The sequence below is a fragment of the Kitasatospora sp. NPDC088779 genome (assembly GCF_040685395.1).
GTDB lineage: Bacteria > Actinomycetota > Actinomycetes > Streptomycetales > Streptomycetaceae > Kitasatospora.
Genome location: NZ_JBFBHW010000004.1, coordinates 43,302 through 61,763 on the forward strand (window position 1 = coordinate 43,302; position 18,462 = coordinate 61,763).

The 18,462-nt window shown below is 72.4% G+C and carries 12 protein-coding genes and 1 pseudogene; 10 read left to right on the plus strand and 3 right to left on the minus strand.

All coding sequences use genetic code 11. From position 1 onward, the window contains the following. Window positions 1-191 precede the first annotated feature (191 nt). Window positions 192-776, plus strand: coding sequence for a recombinase family protein (locus AB0P03_RS04470; protein WP_363627809.1), 585 nt, complete (start codon window positions 192-194; stop codon window positions 774-776). 214 nt (window positions 777-990) lie between these two features. Then, window positions 991-2,169 (plus strand): helix-turn-helix domain-containing protein, encoded by a 1,179-nt coding sequence (locus AB0P03_RS04475; protein WP_363627810.1) that lies wholly within the window; start codon window positions 991-993, stop codon window positions 2,167-2,169. Between the two features lie 878 nt (window positions 2,170-3,047). On the opposite strand, the pseudogene AB0P03_RS04480 reads toward AB0P03_RS04475, so the two are convergent. Then, window positions 3,048-3,893, minus strand: a pseudogene (locus AB0P03_RS04480) (TadA family conjugal transfer-associated ATPase); the annotation flags it as partial. A gap of 179 nt (window positions 3,894-4,072) precedes the next feature. Continuing rightward, a complete protein-coding gene (ssd, locus tag AB0P03_RS04485) occupies window positions 4,073-5,197 on the minus strand; it encodes a septum site-determining protein Ssd (protein ID WP_363587423.1) in 1,125 nt (374 codons plus the stop codon). Between the two features lie 727 nt (window positions 5,198-5,924). Between ssd and AB0P03_RS04490 the strand changes: the two genes are divergently transcribed. Further along, window positions 5,925-6,824 carry an HAD-IB family hydrolase gene (locus AB0P03_RS04490; RefSeq protein ID WP_363587425.1) on the plus strand — a complete coding sequence of 300 codons (900 nt, stop codon included), beginning with the start codon at window positions 5,925-5,927 and terminating at the stop codon, window positions 6,822-6,824. Between the two features lie 423 nt (window positions 6,825-7,247). Here AB0P03_RS04490 and AB0P03_RS04495 read toward each other — a convergent pair whose 3' ends face one another. Further along, window positions 7,248-8,138, minus strand: coding sequence for an oxidoreductase (locus AB0P03_RS04495; RefSeq protein WP_363587427.1), 891 nt, complete (start codon window positions 8,136-8,138; stop codon window positions 7,248-7,250). A 220-nt stretch (window positions 8,139-8,358) separates the two neighbouring features. Between AB0P03_RS04495 and AB0P03_RS04500 the strand changes: the two genes are divergently transcribed. The 7 genes from AB0P03_RS04500 (at window position 8,359) to AB0P03_RS04530 (ending at window position 18,413) form a co-directional block, all read left to right on the plus strand. Continuing rightward, window positions 8,359-9,360: an ATP-binding protein gene (locus AB0P03_RS04500; protein WP_363587429.1), complete on the plus strand. Its 1,002-nt coding sequence runs from the start codon at window positions 8,359-8,361 to the stop codon at window positions 9,358-9,360. A gap of 455 nt (window positions 9,361-9,815) precedes the next feature. After that, window positions 9,816-12,245 (plus strand): SulP family inorganic anion transporter, encoded by a 2,430-nt coding sequence (locus AB0P03_RS04505; RefSeq protein WP_363627811.1) that lies wholly within the window; start codon window positions 9,816-9,818, stop codon window positions 12,243-12,245. A gap of 242 nt (window positions 12,246-12,487) precedes the next feature. Further along, window positions 12,488-14,443, plus strand: coding sequence for an acetate--CoA ligase (gene acs / locus AB0P03_RS04510; protein ID WP_363627812.1), 1,956 nt, complete (start codon window positions 12,488-12,490; stop codon window positions 14,441-14,443). Between the two features lie 460 nt (window positions 14,444-14,903). Beyond that, window positions 14,904-16,280 (plus strand): Na+/H+ antiporter NhaA, encoded by a 1,377-nt coding sequence (gene nhaA, locus AB0P03_RS04515; protein ID WP_363627813.1) that lies wholly within the window; start codon window positions 14,904-14,906, stop codon window positions 16,278-16,280. 187 nt (window positions 16,281-16,467) lie between these two features. After that, window positions 16,468-16,944: a phage holin family protein gene (locus AB0P03_RS04520; protein ID WP_063348673.1), complete on the plus strand. Its 477-nt coding sequence runs from the start codon at window positions 16,468-16,470 to the stop codon at window positions 16,942-16,944. Window positions 16,945-17,039: 95 nt separating this feature from the next. Further along, entirely contained in the window at window positions 17,040-18,059 is a 1,020-nt protein-coding gene (locus AB0P03_RS04525; protein ID WP_363579681.1) for an alpha/beta hydrolase, read from the plus strand. A gap of 144 nt (window positions 18,060-18,203) precedes the next feature. Next, the gene (locus AB0P03_RS04530) at window positions 18,204-18,413 is read left to right on the plus strand and encodes a hypothetical protein (protein ID WP_063348672.1); all 210 of its coding nucleotides are present in this window, start codon (window positions 18,204-18,206) and stop codon (window positions 18,411-18,413) included. The last annotated feature ends 49 nt before the right edge of the window (window positions 18,414-18,462 follow it).

The following is an 18,462-nucleotide window of genomic DNA, read 5'->3' on the forward strand; positions in this document are numbered from 1 at the left end:
GCAGTCCTGCGCCCGCCCCCCTCGCTGCGCCACTGTCACCGCGAGTGATCACCGTCCGCCGTCTCACAAACGATGGTTATTGAGACACCCGCCGACAGTGCCGATCCAGGGTTGATTCGGTGTTCAAAACCCGTCTCACAACCATCCTCCGGAGCTTGATGTTTTGAGACGAGTTATGAGACGATCGGGACATGACGACGAACAAGACCACCGGCCACCTGATCGGCTACGCCCGAGTTTCCACCGACGACCAGGAGGCGCAGCTCCAGCACGACGCGCTGACCGACGCTGGCTGCGCCCGGATCTTCACCGACACGGCCAGTGGGAAGAACACCGACCGCCCGGAGCTTGCCGCCGTCCTGGACTACCTCCGCCCCGGTGACACCCTGTGCGTGTGGAAGCTGGACCGCTTCGCCCGGTCGCTGATTGACCTGGTGACCATGGTGGACGCGCTGTCGGCCCGGGGTATCGGCTTCAAGGTCCTCACGGGCGCGCTGGCCAGCATCGACCCGAACACCCCTGACGGCCGCCTGATGCTCCAAGTCGTCGGCGCCATGGCCGAGTTCGAGCGCTCGTTGATCAAGGACCGCACCCGCGCCGGACTGGAAGCCGCCAAGGCTCAGGGGCGGACTGGCGGCCGACCCGCTGTGATGGACGCTGACAAGGTCGCTGCTGCCATGGCGCGCAAGGCCAAGGGAGAAAGCGTCTCAGCCATCGCGAAGGCTTTGGGCGTCTCACGCGCCACGCTGTACCGCGCGCTTGCCGACAGCGAGTGATCCGAACGCAAGTACCGAGAGACCGTCTGCCCGCTGAGGTAGGCGGTCTCTCTTGCGCTTGGGGGTGTGGGGTAGGACCCGAAGTCGAAATCTCCGGCGACCGGCTAGGGATAACAGCCCCGTTCGCGTACGGGTCACCAGGTCCGGGCCTCGCGGCCCAATACGCGCGCACACGCGAGGGGTAGCGGCCGTTCACGCGGCGTAGCATGCCGCCATGGGCACTGTCGGGGATCGGGTCAGGGAGCTTCGCAAGCGGGCGGGGCTGACACAGCGCGAGCTAGCCAAAGCTGCCGGAGTGAGCTTCCGGACCGTTGAGAACCTGGAGCAGGGCAGGGGTGGAACGCCCCGGCTGGAGACGCTTCACAAGCTGGCCGTGCCCCTTCGCACGACCACAAGCCATCTACAGGGCGAGTACACCGAGGCCGGGAACCCAGATGCCGCCACCGTGGACCGCTGGACGGCCGTGCGTGGCGCCATCCTGGGCCCGCCGCCGGTAGTGGGCCCGGAGGAGTCTCCGCCGTCCGTGGCAGGCGTCCAGACCCTCTTGCGTGAAGTAACCCCTCTGTTCTCCGGCGACCGGTTCGCCGAACTCGCCACCGTGCTGCCTCCGTTGCTGCACGAGGCGGAACTACTGGGCGCGGAAGGCCGGAGGGTCCGTGTGAGGCTCTTGCAGCTTGCCGGATGGCTCATGGTCCAGACGCGCCAGTTTGAGGCCGCTGAGGTGGCCCTTACGCGCGCATTGGATGACTCAGCCGACAAGCTGGAGGGGGCTGCCACGGTCAACACCATGTGTTGGCTACTCCTGCGCCAGGGCAGGCTAGCCGCAGCCCGTGAACTGGCCGTGAAGTGGTCTGACGACCTTGAGCCCCGCATGTCCCGTGCAACCCCAGACGAACTGTCCGCGTGGGGTTGGGCGTTGCTTCGCGTCTCAGCAGCGAGTGTTCGTGACGGACGGCCGGGAGACGCCGCCGATGCGCTGCGCCTGGCCCACGCTGCTGCCGTGGCTCTTGGCCGTGAGCATGCCCCGGGCGGGGACTTCCTGCGGACGTTCGGCCCCACCACGGTCGCCATGAAGCGTGCCGAGAACGCTTCGGTGGTTCAGCGCCCGGACGAGGTGCTGAGGCTGGCCGCGCTGGTTCCCCCTGGGGGACTGCGTCCTACGTCGAACAACTGGAACCGGCACCTGTTGGACGTGGCGAACGCGCAGGTAGAGATGCGCAATTACAGCCGCGCCGTTGAGGTGCTGACCGAGATCCGTAACAACTCCCCTCAGTGGTTGCCGAACCAGCGGTTCGCGCGGGACATTCTCGGAAGAGTGGTTCGCAGGCGCCGCCAGTTGACGCCAGAGATTCGGGAACTGGCTGACACGTTGCGTCTGCCTGCGGGTATGTGACTTCTACACTGGCGGCCCCCAAACTCCCAATTGTTTGTGGGCCGTTGCCGTCCGATGGTCGCTGCAAGGACGACAGCGAGGGACGGCAGTGGCAGACCTTGACGCAACAGCGGCAGACCTGACCAGACGGCAGCCTAAGTCCGGTCGGCCCCCGAGTAAGCGCGCCAGCCCCGCCCTGATCGCCGCATGCCGCCGCGACTACGAACAGGCCCAAGCTGAGGAGCAGAGCCGCCCGCCGAACCCGTTCCAGTTCGCCCCGCTGGACTGGGAGGAAGGGGCGCAGCGTGGTCGGGTCTAGCCCCCGCGAACTCATCCGTCGCATCCTTTCCGCCCTTCCCCCGCCGGAGGTTGAACCCTCCCCGGACGGGTCGGAGTGCGATGGCTGCTCCAAGCTCCACGATGCGATCCGGCGCTACCCCGAAGAGTGGTTCCCGACGATCGCGTGCCACCTTCAGCGCAGCCTCGCACAGCACCTCGCTGCCGATGAGGAGGCAATCCGGGATGGAGCCTGAACCTGAACCGGTGGAGGAACTGGACGTCCAGGTGGACGAGGACGACCGGCCTACCCCACCCCTTGAGCCCGTACCCGAGTCGCCGACCATAACCCGCATCCGGAGCGCCCTCGCAGAGGCCAACCGGCGGTCCCGTTGGTGGCGGGCTTGAGTGGACGGCGCGGCCGGACGCAGTGGACCGTGCGTAGGGCCGTCTACTGCCTCGGGTGGCTGTTGTGGGTGGCAACCGTCGCCGTCATCGTGGCCAGGGGCATGCGCGCGTAGGACGGGCCGCTCGCTGTCGTATCAACGGCCCCTGTGGGCAGGGACGTTACGACCTTCGGTGTCTCCGCTGTGGGGTCTGCCACCCATGTACGCTTAGACCAGACATCCGCCTTCGTGCCCGGTGTTCAGCGCGGCCAGCAGGTCCGACACCTCGGCCCCGCGGACCTCTCCGATCACCAGCCGGTCCGGACGCATCCGTAGCGCCTGCCGGACGAGGTCCCGCAGCGTGAGCTCACCCAGCCCCTCCTGGTTGGGCGGTCTGCTCTGCAACCGGACCACGTGCGGATGGGCCGGCCGCAGTTCGGCGGAGTCCTCCGCGATGACGATCCGCTCCTCCGGCCCGACCAGGCCGAGCAGGGCCGCAAGCAGCGTGGTCTTGCCCGTGCCCGTCCCGCCGGACACCAGCAGCGACAGCCTGGCCCGCAGGATGCCGGCCAGCAGGCCGGCGCCCTCCGGCGGCAGCGCCCCGCCCGCCACCAGTTCGTCGAGCGTGAACGGCTGGGGCCGGCAGACCCGCAGCGAGATGTGCGTGCAGCCGGCCGCGATCGGCGGCAGCACGGCGTGCAGGCGGGTGCCGTCCGGCAGCCGGGCGTCCACCCAGGGCCGCGCGTCGTCCAGCCGCCGCCCGGCCGCGGTGGCCAGCCGGTGGGCCAGCCGCCGTACCGCCTCGGCGTCGGCGAACCGGATTCCGGCGGCCCGGTGCAGGCCGCCGCCACGGTCGACCCACACCTCGTCCGGACCGTTCACCAGGACGTCCGTGACGTCGGGCGCCGCCAGCAGCCGCTCCAGCGGGCCCGCACCCACCAGTTCGGCACGCAGCGAGCGCACGGTGTCCAGGACTTCGTCCCCGCCGAGCGGCGGCCGGGTGGCCCGCAGCACCGCCGCGACCGACCCCGCCGTCGGGGCGGCACCCGACTCGGCCAGCCGCAGCCGGACCGCGTCCACCAGCTCCGCCGTCCGCTCCTCCCGGGCGGTGCGCCCGTACGGGCAGGGGTGGCGCGGCGCTTCGGGTGACCCGCCGGGCGGCGGCACGCTCCTGAGCGACCGGTGCTCCCGCGCACCCTCGCCCCGGCTCTTCGGACCGCCCCCCGCCCGCACGGTGGGGCCTGTTCTACGCAGACGGACCATCAGTACACACCTCCTCCGACCGCCGGCACCGGCGGCAGCACCTCGTCCAGGAAGGTCTCGCAGAAGCGCGCGAGCGGGCCGCCGTCCCGGATTCCGGGCGGGACGCCCTTCTCGACGTCCTCCGCCAGGCCGGGTTCCGGCTCCAACTCCCCCGCGAGCTCCAGTCGCAGCCCGCGGGCGATCCGGTGGGCCGGGAGTCCGAAGGTGCGCGGCGACCGCACCACCGCCCGGACGTCCCCGAGCCGCATCCGGGTGGCCGCCGCGACCCGGTCGGCGGCGGCCACCGCGCGCAGTTCGGCCGGCACCACCAGCAGCGCCAGGTCGGACTGCTCCAGAGCTTGCCCGGCGGCCGCGTCGAGATGGCGCGGCACGTCGACGACGACCAGCCCACCGCGCCGCCGGGAGGCGGCCAGCACGCTGCGCATGGCCTCCGGCGGCACGGTCAGGGTGTCGCCGCGATCCCAGGACAGGCAGGAGAGCGCGGAGAGCCGTTTGAGCACCGGTAGCGCCCTGGCCAGTTCGACCCCGCTGACCCGCCCGCGCGAGCCGGCCAGATCGGGCCAGCGCAGCCCGCGGGCCGCCTCGCCGCCGAGCAGGATGTCGAGGCCGCCGCCCAGCGGATCTCCGTCGATGAGCATCGTCCGCCGCCCCGCCCGCGCGGCCGTGACCGCGAGGGCGCAGGCCAGGGTCGAGGCTCCGGCCCCGCCCCGGCCGCCGAGCACGGCGACGGTGAGCGCCGGGGAGCCGGCGCCCTCGGCCGCGTCGGCGATCCGGTCGAGCAGCCAGGCCTCGGCGTCGGGGAGGAACAGCACGTGTTCGGCGCCGAGTTGGACGGCTCTGACCCACACCCCGGCGTCGTCGAGGTCCAGCCCGAGCAGCAGCACCCCGCCGCGCCGGCCGAGCCCGGCGCACCGGGCGGCCTGGTCGTCCCCGATGAGCACCAGTGAGGCGCCCTCCCAGAGCTCGCGCGGCGGTGGTGCGCCCCGGATCAGCCTCGGTTCGGTGCCGGCGGCCGCGCAGAGCCGCAGCAGGTGCTCGGCCAGGCCCTCGTCCTCGGTGACGACGAGCGGGCCGCTGGCCCCGGGCCCTTCGGTGGTGGCGTGGTCGGCGATCGGCGTCGACATGGTGGGCTCCCCTCTGCGCCCCCGGCCGCCAGGGGCGGTCCGGGGCGCACGTCGGACGGTTCCGGCGAACGGCCGCCCGGCAGACCTCGTGGGAGAGAGGGAGGTGAGATCCGCCCGGCGACCGCCGCCGACCATCACGGTGGGGGGAGATCGGGATTCCGTCATCCACGATGCGAATACCTGTGGATAACTCGTGGGCTGTGGAGGAAAACGTTCACCCGGGCGAGGGATTTATCGTCAAAGAATTGACGATCGGGGATCACGGATGTGAACCGGAAGCCCGTCGCACCCTCGCCGGCCACCGGACGGACCCTCCCGGCCGCCCCCTCGGGCACCCCGCCGCAGCAGCTCTGCCCACCGATCGGAACCAGCCGAAGAGCCACGGGCAGCCATGAGCAAACAGCGACGCAGAGTGACGAAAGGTGGTCAGTGGACCAGGGTGTCGACACCCCCCGTACACCGTCGGCAGGGCGGCCGCGGCGCTCGCCGCGAGGGGCCTTCAGGGCCCAAAAATGGCCCCGGACGTGCGACGACCCCCGCCGGGGGGGAGAGCGGGGGTCGTCTATCCACGGCCCGACTCGGGGGGGAGGAGCCGGACCGGGTTAGCACGGTCGCGAACGATCCGTGACTTCCATGGTGTACCCGAGCGGCCAGAAACACAAACCCGCACGCCCACGAGTACACCGAATGGCGGCCTGTTTTGCGGCTCCCTCTATCCTCGGTTCCCGTGGACACCACCGAGAACGCCGACGACCACGCCGACGAGTCCCCGGGCGAGGCCACCGGGCCCGCGCAGACCCGCTCACCCGTTCGCCCCGGGCCGGGCGGGCCGCGCACGGCGGCCTTCTTCGACCTGGACAAGACCATCATCGCCAAGTCGAGCGCGCTGGCCTTCAGCCGCCCGTTCTACCAGGGCGGTCTGATCAACCGTCGGGCCGTACTGCGCAGCGCGTACGCCCAGTTCGTCTTCCTGGTCGGCGGCGCGGACCACGACCAGATGGAGAAGATGCGCGAGTACCTCTCCTCGCTCACCCGGGGCTGGAACGTCCAGCAGGTCCGCGAGATCGTCGCGGAGACGCTGCACAACCTGATCGACCCGATCATCTACGACGAGGCCGCCTCACTGATCGAGCAGCACCACGCGGCCGGTCGGGACGTGGTGATCGTCAGCAGTTCGGGCTCCGAGGTGGTCGAGCCGATCGGCGCGCTGCTCGGCGCGGACCACGTGATCGCCACCCGGCTCAAGGTCGAGGACGGCTGCTACACCGGCGAGATCGAGTACTACGCCTACGCCGAGAACAAGGCTGCCGCCATCCGGGAGTTGGCCGAGTCCGAGGGCTACGACCTGGCCGCGTCCTACGCCTACAGCGACTCCTCCACCGACCTGCCACTACTGGAGGCCGTCGGCCACCCGTCGGCGGTCAACCCCGACCGCGCGCTGCGGAAGGAGGCGCAGGCCCGGGAGTGGCCGGTGCTGGTCTTCGACCGGCCGGTGGAACTGCGGCGGCGGCTCCCGGAGTTCTCCGCGCCGAGCGGCTCGGTGCTGACGGCCGTGGCGATCGGGACGGCGGCCGTGACCGCCGGGGTCATCTGGTACCTGGCCCACCGGCGCCGCCCGGAGGCCTGAACCGCCCGCCTCGGGCCCCGCAACGCGGGCAACCGCAGGCCCCGCAGCGCAGGGCAAATCAGACAATCAGCACAGAGTTCTCTTTTCGGGTTCCCCTTTCGCCCGAAACGCGATACAAATGAAGCACGGCCCGCGAGACCCGGTCAGGACCCGAAGAGGTCAAACCGACAACGCAGTTAAGGCCCCACGGACCGCGTGTTCAGGTATCCGAGCACCCACATGCAGCCGACCCGCTGTCGGGCCGCTGGACCAGACGAACGGGCAGGATCCCCGTCTGATCAGCACTTCCGGTGCATGCATGGTCACCCGGTATCTGCACCAGCGGCGGCACCAGGCAGGATCGGGTGCCGCCGCATCTTCGTGCCGGAAGCGCCAGAAGCGCCCGCGGTCCCCGCCCGCGCCGCCCCCGCGGCCCCCGCCCGCTCAGACCATCCCGCGCTGCATCGCCTCGCAGACCGCCGTACTCTCCCGCACCCCGAGTCGCAGCGCCCGCCCGCAGTGCGCGATCCAGGCCGCCATCCCCTCGGGCGCGCCCGCCAGATAGCCGGCCAGGGCCCGCCGGTAGGCGTCGGTGCCGAGTTCCGCCAGCCCGACCTCGGCCGGGCAGATCGACTTCGGGTCGAGCCCCTCGGCGAGCAGCACGATCCGCTGGGCGGCCCGCGCGATCACGCCGTTGTACGCGCCGAACGGCCGCAGCGCGAGCAGTTCGCCGTGCACCACGGAGGCGACCACCAGGGCCGGCGTCCCCACGCCCTGGCCCTCGGCGCGCGCCACCAGCAGTCGGGAGAGCTGGTCGAGCCGGGCCGCGACCTCCTCGGCACCCGGGGCGGGCGGCAGCGCGGGCAGCGGTTCGTCCACCTGGACGACCTCGACGCTCTCCACCGGCTCGAGCCCCAGCGGGAACAGGTCCTCGACGCCTTCGCCCGCGCGGCGGGGCCGCCCGGCGGACGGCTCGCCGTCGCCGACGGCGAGCAGGTGCAGCCGGGCCAGCACCTGGAGCGGCGAGTGCCGCCAGATGCTGAGCAGCTGGCCGGCCTCGGCGGCGATCCGCAGGGCCGCGCCGACCGTCCGAGCCTCGGGGTCCGCGCTGAAGTCGCTGCGGCGCCGGACCTCCTCCAGCGGCCAGTCGGCCCCGGCCAGCGCCGCCGACGCGCGGGCGCCGCGCAGCGCGGACTCGGAGGTGACCTCGGCCGCGCGGCGGCGCATCACCCGGTGGCCGTAGAGCCGGTCGACGGCCTTGCGGACCTCGGCCACGGCGTCGGGCACCCCGGGGAGCTGGGCCAGCGGGGCGAGGGGATCTGTTCCAGTGCTCACCTACCCGAGAGTAATGAACAGCCGCCCCCTCCCGGAACAGCAACCCCGGATCACCCATTAGAGGCAATCCTCACTTCCCTCCGCCGAGGAGGCCCAAACCCCGGCTAGCATGGCCACTATCGGAGACGATAACTATTTCCACTTAGGGCGCCTCGGCATGTGCGGCCCCTGAGCAGGTGGCCCCCCGAGCGCGGGCCCAGAGCGAGAGCCGGAGTCCCAGATGAAGATCGCCTTCGTCGGCAAGGGCGGCAGCGGGAAGACCACGCTGTCCGCACTGTTCATCCGCCATCTGGCCGCCGCGGGCCGGCCGGTCATCGCCGTCGACGCCGACATCAACCAGCACCTGGGCCCGGCCCTGGGTCTGACGGATGCCCAGGCCGCGGAGCTGCCCTCGCTCGGCGCGCACCTGCCGGAGATCAAGGAGTACCTGCGCGGCAGCAACCCGCTGATCCGCTCGGCCGACGAGATGATCAAGACCACGCCGCCCGGCCGGGGTTCGCGCCTGCTGCGGATCGTCGAGGAGAACCCGGTCTACGCCGCCTGCGCCCGCCCGATCGCCCTGGACGAGGGATCGGTCCGACTGCTGGCGACCGGCGCCTTCACCGAGGAGGACCTCGGGGTGGCCTGCTACCACTCCAAGGTCGGCGCGGTGGAACTGCTGCTCAACCACCTGCTGGACGGCCCCGACGAGTACCTGGTCACCGACATGACGGCGGGCTCGGACTCCTTCGCCTCCGGCCTGTTCACCCGCTTCGACCTGACCTTCCTGGTGGCCGAACCGACCCGCAAGGGCGTCTCCGTCTACCGCCAGTACAAGGACTACGCCCGCGACTTCGGCGTCCGGCTGCGGGTGATCGGCAACAAGGTGCAGGGCCCGGACGACCTGGCGTTCCTGCGCCGGGAGGTCGGCGACGACCTGCTCACCACCTTCGGGCACTCGGACTGGGTGCGCCGTCTGGAGCAGGGCGCCGAGCCGCCGCTGAAGTCGCTGGAGCCGACCAACCGGGCCGTCCTGGAGGAGCTGCGGGCCGAGGCCGAGTCCGCGTACGGGCAGCGGGACGTACGCCGCTACACCGAGCAGGCCGTGCTCTTCCACGTGCGCAACGCGGAGAGTTGGGCCAACGCCAAGGTCGGCGTCGACCTCGCGACCCAGGTGGACGAGGCCTTCGTGCTGGGCGGGGTCGGCGGCGAGCGGCCCGCCCCGGCGGGTGCGCGCGCCTGACGCCGCTCCGCCCGAACGGGCCGTGGCCCTCCCCCCTTCCCCGGGGAGGGCCACGGCCCGTTCCGCACGTCCGGACCGCCCGGCGCCACCGAACGCCCGGCCGTCCCCGGCTCCGCCAGCAGATTCCCAGCGGTTCGAACACCACCCAATGGGGTGAATCGGGGGGTTTTCCCCTTCCCTCCCGGAATGACGCTGTGCAAAGCTTTCATTACCCTCGGTTTACCGAGTCTTGATGGTCCGTCCCGACGGCCCTCGGCGAGACGTCCCGCACCTCGCCCAGGTCCCTGGCGGGCCCTGATGGTCGAGGTCCGGCCGGTGACACCCGCACTCCCCGCCGCGCCCACGCCATCCCGCCACACCGTCGCGACCCACGACAGCCGATCCGCCCCGGAGCCCCACCCCGGACTCACCGCCGGACCTGACTGCGTTCGTTCCCCCGGACAGACGGGAAGACAATGACCCTCGACATCTCCAGCGCCCCCATCGCCTCCGACACCACCGACCACGCGCCACCGGGCCCCGGCACCAAGGCCCGCTGGGCCCAGGACCTCTCAGCCTCCCTGGTGGTCTTCCTGATCGCCGTGCCGTTCTCCCTCGGCATCGCACTCGCCACCGGCGCCCCGCTCACCGCCGGCCTCGCCGCCGCGGCCGTCGGCGGCATCGTCGTCGGGCTGTTCGGCGGCACCCCGCTCCAGGTCAGCGGCCCCTCCGCCGCGCTGACCGTGATCACCGCCGGACTGATCGTCCAGTACGGGTGGCGGGCCACCTGCGCCATCACCCTGGCCGCCGGGCTGCTCCAACTCCTGCTCGGCGTGCGCCGGGTGGCCCGGACCGCGCTCGCCGTCTCGCCCGCCATCGTGCACGGCATGCTGGCCGGGGTCGGGCTCACCATCGCCATCGCGCAGCTGCACGTCGTCCTCGGCGGCTCCCCGCAGAGCTCCGCGATCGCCAACCTCCTCGCGCTGCCAGGCCAGTTGGCCGGGCCGCACCCGCCCGCGCTGCTGGCCGGATCGGTGACCGCGGCCGTCCTGTTGGGCTGGCCCCGACTCGGCCGACTCCCCGGCCGCGCGGGCGAGTTCGGCGCCAGGCTGGCCAAGGTGCCGGGCCCGCTGGCCGCCGTCGCCACCGCGACCGCGCTCGCCCTGGCCCTGGACCTGCGGCTCGCCCACATCGGGCTGCCCGCCTGGCAGCCGCACGCCCTCGTGCCCGCGCTGCCGCACGGCCCGCTGGCCGGAGTGCTGGCCGCCGTCCTGACCGTCACCGCCGTCGCCAGCGTGGAGTCGCTGCTGTCCGCCGTCGCGGTCGACCGGATGTCCCGCCGCACCGGCGACCTCGACCGCGAACTGCGCGGCCAGGGCCTGGCCAACATCGTCAGCGGGCTGGTCGGCGGGCTTCCCGTCGCCGGCGGCGCCGTCCGCAGCACCGCCAACGTGCGGGCCGGCGGCCAGAGCAGGTGGTCCTCGGTGCTGCACGGCGTCTGGGTGCTCGCCGCCGCACTGGCACTGACCGGCGGGCTGCGCCGGATCCCGCTGGCCGCGCTGGCCGCGCTGGTGCTGGTGGTCGGGCTGCAGATGGTGAGCTTCGCGCACATCCGCAACGTGCACCGGCACCGCGAGTTCCCGGTCTACCTGACCACCGTGCTCGCCGTGGTGGCGCTCGGCGTGCTGTGGGGCGTCGCGCTCGGCGCCGGCACCGCCGTGCTGCTCGCGCTCTACCGGCTGACCCGCGCCCACGTGGACGTGCTGGCCGGCCCGGCCGGCGTGGTCACCGTCCAGACGCACGGGCCGCTCACCTTCACCGCCGTGCCCCGGCTGAGCCGGGCGCTGGCCGGGATCCCCTCCGGCGCCGAGGTAACCGTGGTCCACGACGGCTCCTTCCTGGACCACGCCGCGTACGAGACGCTGCACAGTTGGCGGACGGGCCACCAGGCCGCGGGCGGCCGGGTCTCGATGGTGACGCGCCGCAGGGACGACGAGGTGCTCGACCCCGACGGCACCGTCCGGGCGGGCAGTTCACCCGGTCCGCACCGCTGCCGGGCCTGGACGCCCTGGGTCGGCCACCACTGCATCGAGCAGCAGGAGGACCCGCACGGCCGGCTGCTGGACGGCGTCCGGGTGTTCCAGCAGCACACCGCCCCGCTGATCCGGCCCGAACTCGCCCGCCTGGCCCGGGAGGGGCAGACGCCCTCCCAGCTCTTCCTGACCTGCGCGGACTCCCGGATGGTCACCAGCATGATCACCAACAGCGGCCCGGGGGACCTGTTCACCGTCCGCAACGTCGGCAATCTGGTGCCGGCCCCGTACGAGCCCGGCGCGGCCGACGACTCGGTGGCGGCCGCGGTGCAGTACGCGGTCGAGGTCCTGGAGGTCGGCTCGATCACGGTCTGCGGCCACTCCGGCTGCGGCGCGATGAAGGCCCTGCTGGACGGCGTGCACGAGCGCCCCGGGCCGCCCACCCCGCTGGCCCGCTGGCTGCGCAACGGCCGCGGCTCGCTGGACCGGCTCCGCCGGGTCCCCGCCGGGTTCGACGCGCGGCCGGTGGTGGACCTGGTGGAGCAGCTCTGCATCACCAACGTGGTCCAGCAGCTGGACCAGCTGCTGGCCAACCCGGCCGTGGAGCGCCGGGTGGAGGAGGGCACCCTGCGACTGGTCGGGATGTACTTCGACTTCGCGACCGCCCAGGCCTACGTGCTCGACCGGGCCGAGGGGACGTTCAGTCCGATCGAGGCGCGCATCGGGACGGCAGCGGCCGGAACCACGGCCGGCCGGGCAGCGCCAGGGGCACCGCCGACCGGGTCGCCGGCGGGCGACACGCCCGAACGGGTGAATGAAGATGGCCGGGTTCCCGCCGACGGCGCCGAGGACGGCCCCCGGCTGGCCGCCTGAGAGCCGGGCCCGCGTCCCCGCCGGGCGGGCCGGGGCGCGGGCCCTCCGGCCGTCGTACGGCGCACCGCCCAGAGGCGGTGCGCCGTACGATGGTCCGTTCGACTGCCGGTCAAAGGTCTACACCAATTACCCGGAGGCTCTTGTCAAGTGCCCCATTCGCCTGGTGAGCTGTGCGCTGGGACACACGGGACAATCCCCACGCACGGGATCGTCTCCGATCATGACTCGATGAGGAGTGCGCGTTGAGCAACGAGAGCCTGGCCAACCTGCTCAAGGAGGAGCGGCGATTCGCCCCGCCGGCAGAGCTCGCCGCCGCCGCCAACGTCACCGCGGCCGCGTACGCGCAGGCCTCCGAGGACCGCCTGGGCTTCTGGGCCGAGCAGGCCCGCCGCCTCAGCTGGGCCGTCGAGCCGACCGAGACGCTGGACTGGTCCAACCCGCCCTTCGCCAAGTGGTTCGCCGACGGCAAGCTCAACGTGGCCTACAACTGCGTCGACCGCCACGTCGAGGCCGGACTCGGCGACCGGGTCGCGATCCACTTCGAGGGCGAGCCCGGCGACAGCCGCTCGATCACCTACGCCCAGCTCAAGGACGAGGTCTCGCAGGCCGCCAACGCGCTGCTGGAGCTCGGCGTCCGCAAGGGCGACCGGGTCGCGGTCTACCTGCCGATGATCGCCGAGGCGGTCGTCGCGATGCTCGCCTGTGCCCGGATCGGCGCCACCCACTCGGTCGTCTTCGGCGGCTTCTCCGCCGACGCCGTCGCCTCCCGCATCGAGGACGCCCAGGCCAAGCTCGTCATCACCGCCGACGGCGGCTACCGCCGCGGCAAGCCGTCCGCGCTCAAGCCGGCCATCGACGAGGCGCTCACCAAGGTCGACGGCGTCGAGCACGTCCTGGTGATCCGCCGCACCGGGCAGGACATCTCCTGGACCGAGGGCCGTGACGTCTGGTGGCACGAGATCACCGCGCGCCAGTCCACCGAGCACACCCCCGAGGCGCACGACGCCGAGCACCCGCTGTTCATCCTCTACACCTCGGGCACCACCGGTAAGCCCAAGGGCATCCTGCACACCTCGGGCGGCTACCTCACCCAGGCCAGCTACACCCACCACGCGGTCTTCGACCTCAAGCCGGAGACCGACGTCTACTGGTGCACCGCCGACATCGGCTGGGTCACCGGCCACTCGTACATCGTCTACGGCCCGCTCTCCAACGGCGCCACCCAGGTCATCTACGAGGGCACCCCGGACACCCCGCACCAGGGCCGGTTCTGGGAGATCGTCCAGAAGTACGGCGTGACGATCCTCTACACCGCGCCGACCGCGATCCGCACCTTCATGAAGTGGGGCGACGACATCCCCGCGAAGTTCGACCTGTCCTCGCTGCGGGTGCTGGGCAGCGTCGGCGAGCCGATCAACCCCGAGGCCTGGATCTGGTACCGCGAGCACATCGGCGCCGGCAGGACCCCGATCGTGGACACCTGGTGGCAGACCGAGACCGGCGCCATGATGATCAGCCCGCTGCCGGGCGTCACCGAGACCAAGCCGGGTTCGGCCCAGCGCGCCCTGCCGGGCATCGCGGCCACCGTGGTCGACGACGAGGCCAACGAGGTCCCGAACGGCTCCGGCGGCTACCTGGTGCTCACCGAGCCGTGGCCGTCCATGCTGCGCACCATCTGGGGCGACGACCAGCGCTACATCGACACCTACTGGTCGCGCTTCGCGGGCCGCTACTTCGCCGGTGACGGCGCCAAGAAGGACGAGGACGGCGACATCTGGCTGCTCGGCCGGGTCGACGACGTCATGCTCGTCTCGGGCCACAACATCTCCACCACCGAGGTCGAGTCGGCCCTGGTCGGCCACCCGTCGGTGGCCGAGTCCGCCGTGGTCGGCGCCGCGGACGCCACCACCGGCCAGGCCATCGTCGCCTTCGTGATCCTGCGCGGCGGCGCCACCGAGAGCCCGGAGCTGGTCGAGGAGCTGCGCGCGCACGTCGGCCGCACGCTCGGCCCGATCGCCAAGCCGAAGCAGGTCAAGGTGGTCGGCGAGCTGCCGAAGACCCGCTCCGGCAAGATCATGCGCCGTCTGCTGCGCGACATCGCCGAGGGCCGCGAGGTCGGTGACACCACCACCCTCGCCGACAGCACGGTGATGAGCCAGATCCAGGCCCAGCTGCCGCCGGCGGGTGGCAACGGCTGAGCCGGCCGACACGGTGAAGCGTGCCCCGGGCGGTGGTCACCGCCCGGGGCACAGCCATGCCGTGAGTCCGAAGCCCGCTTCCGGTCGGCCGCCGGAGTGTGCCAGCGGGGCGGCCGGGGCCGGGCGGCGCCTGCGACCGACGGCAAGGGCGACGGAGACCACAGGGACGACAGAGACGACAGAGACGGCAGGGACGGCAGGGCCGCGTTCACCCGTCTGCGAGCGGCCTAGGCCATTCGGGTGCCGTGCCACTGCTCCTCCGGAGTGCAGAACCACCCCGCAGGGCTTAAGTCCTTGAATAGGACAATCCGGATGTCACCCGAACGATCCCCTAGACTGTTAACGACGCATCAAGATCCCTGAACGGGAATCCGAGCGTCACAGGGCGCGCCGGGAAGTCTGGTCGGCAACTGCACCACACGTGCATCCGTTGCCGCTCCCAGCCCCTCAGGAGGTCCTCGTGACCGAACAGCCGCCCGTCCACGAGCCGACGACCCGCCGCCGGCAGCTGCTCGGCCGGCTGTCCCTGCCCGAGCGGACGTTCATCACCGACGCCCTGCGCACCGAGACCGTCGGCGGCATCCTGCTGCTGCTCGCCGCCGTGGTCGCACTGGTGTGGGCCAACGTCTGGCCGCACGCGTACGAGAGCGTCCTCGACTACACCGTCGGGCCGTCCGCCCCGCTGCACCTCGACCTCACCCTCGGCAACTGGGCCAAGGACGGCCTGCTGACGATCTTCTTCTTCGTGGCCGGGATCGAGCTCAAGCGCGAGTTCGTCGCGGGCGAGCTGCGCACCCCGAGCGCCGCGCTGCTCCCGGTGGTGGCCGCCGTCTGCGGGGTCGCGCTGCCGGCGATCCTGTTCGCCCTCGTCAACTCGGGCAGCGGCGGTCACCCCAGCGGTTGGGCCATCCCGACCGCCACCGACATCGCCTTCGCGCTCGGCGTGCTGGCCGTGGTCGGCAGCCACCTGCCGTCCGCCCTGCGCGCCTTCCTGCTCACCCTCGCCGTGGTGGACGACCTGATCGCGATCCTGATCATCGCGGTCTTCTACAGCTCCGGCATCAAGTTCTGGGCGCTCGGCCTGGCCTTCGCCGGCCTGGTGCTGTTCTGGTTCCTGCACCGGCGCGGGGTGCACGGCTGGTACCTGTTCGTGCCGCTGGCCGTCGTGAACTGGGCGCTGATGCACGAGAGCGGCATCCACGCCACGGTCGCGGGCGTCGCGATGGGCCTGATGCTGCGCTGCCACCGGGAGGGCGACGAGCAGCACTCCCCCGGCGAGCACATCGAGCACCTGGTCCGTCCGCTCTCGGCCGGCCTGGCCGTTCCGGTGTTCGCGCTGTTCGCCGCCGGGGTGACGATCTCCGGCCCGACACTGCGCGAGGTGTTCACCCAGGCCACGCCGCTCGGCATCGTCATCGGCCTGCTGGTCGGCAAGACGGTGGGCATATTCGGCGGCACGTGGCTGGCCGCCCGGTTCACCCGGGCCGAGCTGAACCCGAAGCTCAAGTGGGCCGACATGTTCGCGGTCTCGGTGCTCGCGGGCATCGGCTTCACCGTCTCGCTGCTGATCAGCGAACTGGCGTTCCGCGACGACCTGGCCCTCGCCGACCTCTCCAAGACGGCCGTCCTGGTCGGCTCGCTGCTCTGCGCGACGGTGGCCACCGTGCTGCTCAAGCTCCGCAACCGGCACTACCGCGAGCTGTGCGAGGAGGAGGACCGGGACGTGGACGGCGACGGCGTCCCGGACGTCTACCAGGAGGACGACCCGGCCTGGCGGGCCCGGGCCGCCGAACTCGCCCCTCGGCCCGACGGCGAGGGGCCGGAGAAGCCCCGCTGAGGCCCGCCGACGGCCCGGCAGCGCCCGGACACGTCCCCCCGGCGGGGCCCCGGAGTGGTGTGCGACTGACCGGTAGGGGCATGATTCTGAGCTGTCGACAGTCCACTGACGCCTCCGGGCCCCTCCGGCCCCCCGAACCGCACCACGCGGCGGCGTCACGCCGCACAGCCGCAGAGGAGAACCGCTGATGCCCGCAGGAGCCGCAGACCCGTCCAGCAACGGCCGGGCGCCCTACGAGGGCGAGCGTTCGGTGGGGCAGCTGTTCGCGGCGGCCACCGCCGACCTGTCCGCACTGGTCCACGACGAGATCGCGCTCGCCAAGGCCGAGATCCGGGCGGACGTCAAGCGCGGCGTCTCCGGGGGCGTCTCGCTGGGCGTCGCCGCCGTGGTGGCGCTGGCCGCCGTCCCGATGCTGAGCGCCGCGGCGGCCTTCGGCATCCACGCGCTGGGCCTGTCGCTCGGTTGGTCGTTCCTCATCGTGGCCGGCGCCTACCTGCTGCTCGCGGTGCTGCTCGGGCTGATGGCCTGGCGCTCGTTCAAGCGGATCGAGAAGCCGCACCGCACCATCGAGGGCGCCCAGAAGACCGCCGACGTGCTGAAGAACGCCCGGCCGCGCCCGGCCACCAAGGAGGAGATCGACCGGGCCCTGGGCCGCATCCCGTAACGGCCCTTCCGGTGGCGGCGCACAGCCGCCCGCCCGGACCCGCCGGGAGCGAGTACCGGGCGCCGTCCGGCGCACGGATGTGACACGCTCTCGGTATGCCGCTTGACCAGAAGCCCGTGCCCGCGCAGCCGTCCGCCGACTCCGGACCCGACCTGGCACCCGGGGGGGAGCCCGCCGAGGAGACCCCCGACACCGCCCCCGACGGCGGCGCCGAGGCCTGGAGCGTCCGGCAGAGCGGCCCGTGGACGCACCGCGACCTCGCGGCCAACGGCGCCCGGTTCCACATCGCCGAGCTGGGCTCGGGCCCGCTGGTGCTGCTGGTGCACGGCTGGCCCGAGTACTGGTGGGCCTGGCGCCACCAGCTGACCGCGCTCGCCGAGGCCGGCTACCGGGCGGTGGCGCTCGACCTGCGGGGCATCGGCGGCAGCGACCGCACCCCGCGCGGGTACGACCCGGGCAACCTCGCCCTGGACATCACCGGGGTGATCCGCTCGCTCGGCGAACGCCGGGCGCACCTGGTCGGGCACGCCGCCGGCGGCACGCTGGCCTGGGTGGCGGCGGTGATGCGCCCGTCGGTGATCCAGAGCCTCACCGTGGTCTCCGCCGCGCACCCCCGGGACCTGCGCCGGGCCCTGCTGACCGACCGCCGCCAGGCGGCCGCCTTCGAGCACGTGCTGGGCTTCCAGCGGCCGTGGATACCGGAACGCCGCCTGGTGGCCGACGACGCCGCGCTGGTCGGCCGCTACCTGGACGCCTGGGCCGGTCCGAACCGGCTGGACGAGGAGGCGGTGCACGCGTACCGGCAGGCCATCCAGATCCCCAGCACGGCGCACTGCTCGATCGAGCCGTACCGCTGGCTGCTGCGCTCGATGGCGCGCCCGGACGGCATCCAGTTCGCCCGGCGGATGAAGAAGCCGATCACGGCGCCGACCCTGCACGTCCAGGGCGCGGCGGACCCGGTGCTGCTGTCGCACACCGCGCTGGGCGGCGGCGAGTACGTGGCGGCGCCGTACCGCTGGCGGCTGATGCCGGGAGTCGGGCACTTCCCGCACGAGGAGGCCCCGGAGCAGTTCACCGCGGAGTTGCTGGACTGGGTCGGCCGTCACAAGGAGTGACGGTGCAGGAGCGGCGAAGGGGCCGGGCGGGAAGGGCCCTTGGTCCCAACTCCCTTGATCTGACGCACATATGACAACCGCATAGGCCAATTTCGACGCGTGCCCGGCGGTTACCCCCACCGGCCCAGGGGCATCCATTCCGGTATGACCTGGATGCCCGATCGCGGCGGCGCCCCGCGCGCCCGACGCCACAACAGCTCCCAACGCTCCGCCCACCGCCCCGACTGGGCGGACGACCTCGGCTACGACGGCCCCGACCGCCGTCCGCGCCCGGCGCAGCGGCAGCTCGGCATCCCCCGCATCCTCGGCCGGCGCGCCCGCTGGGTCGGCGCACGACTGCGGCGCGAGACCTGAGGCCTCGCGCCGCGTCATCCGGCCGGTCGGTCCCGTCGGCCGGGTCGGC

What these genes read in the sequence shown, in the direction of transcription:
- AB0P03_RS04470 (WP_363627809.1), top strand. Translation starts at nt 192, where the DNA reads ATGACGACGAACAAGACCACCGGCCACCTGATCGGCTACGCCCGAGTT.
- AB0P03_RS04475 (WP_363627810.1), top strand. Translation starts at nt 991, where the DNA reads ATGGGCACTGTCGGGGATCGGGTCAGGGAGCTTCGCAAGCGGGCGGGG.
- ssd (WP_363587423.1), bottom strand. Translation starts at nt 5,197, where the DNA reads ATGTCGACGCCGATCGCCGACCACGCCACCACCGAAGGGCCCGGGGCC.
- AB0P03_RS04500 (WP_363587429.1), top strand. Translation starts at nt 8,359, where the DNA reads ATGAAGATCGCCTTCGTCGGCAAGGGCGGCAGCGGGAAGACCACGCTG.
- AB0P03_RS04505 (WP_363627811.1), top strand. Translation starts at nt 9,816, where the DNA reads ATGACCCTCGACATCTCCAGCGCCCCCATCGCCTCCGACACCACCGAC.
- AB0P03_RS04520 (WP_063348673.1), top strand. Translation starts at nt 16,468, where the DNA reads ATGCCCGCAGGAGCCGCAGACCCGTCCAGCAACGGCCGGGCGCCCTAC.
- AB0P03_RS04525 (WP_363579681.1), top strand. Translation starts at nt 17,040, where the DNA reads ATGCCGCTTGACCAGAAGCCCGTGCCCGCGCAGCCGTCCGCCGACTCC.
- AB0P03_RS04530 (WP_063348672.1), top strand. Translation starts at nt 18,204, where the DNA reads ATGACCTGGATGCCCGATCGCGGCGGCGCCCCGCGCGCCCGACGCCAC.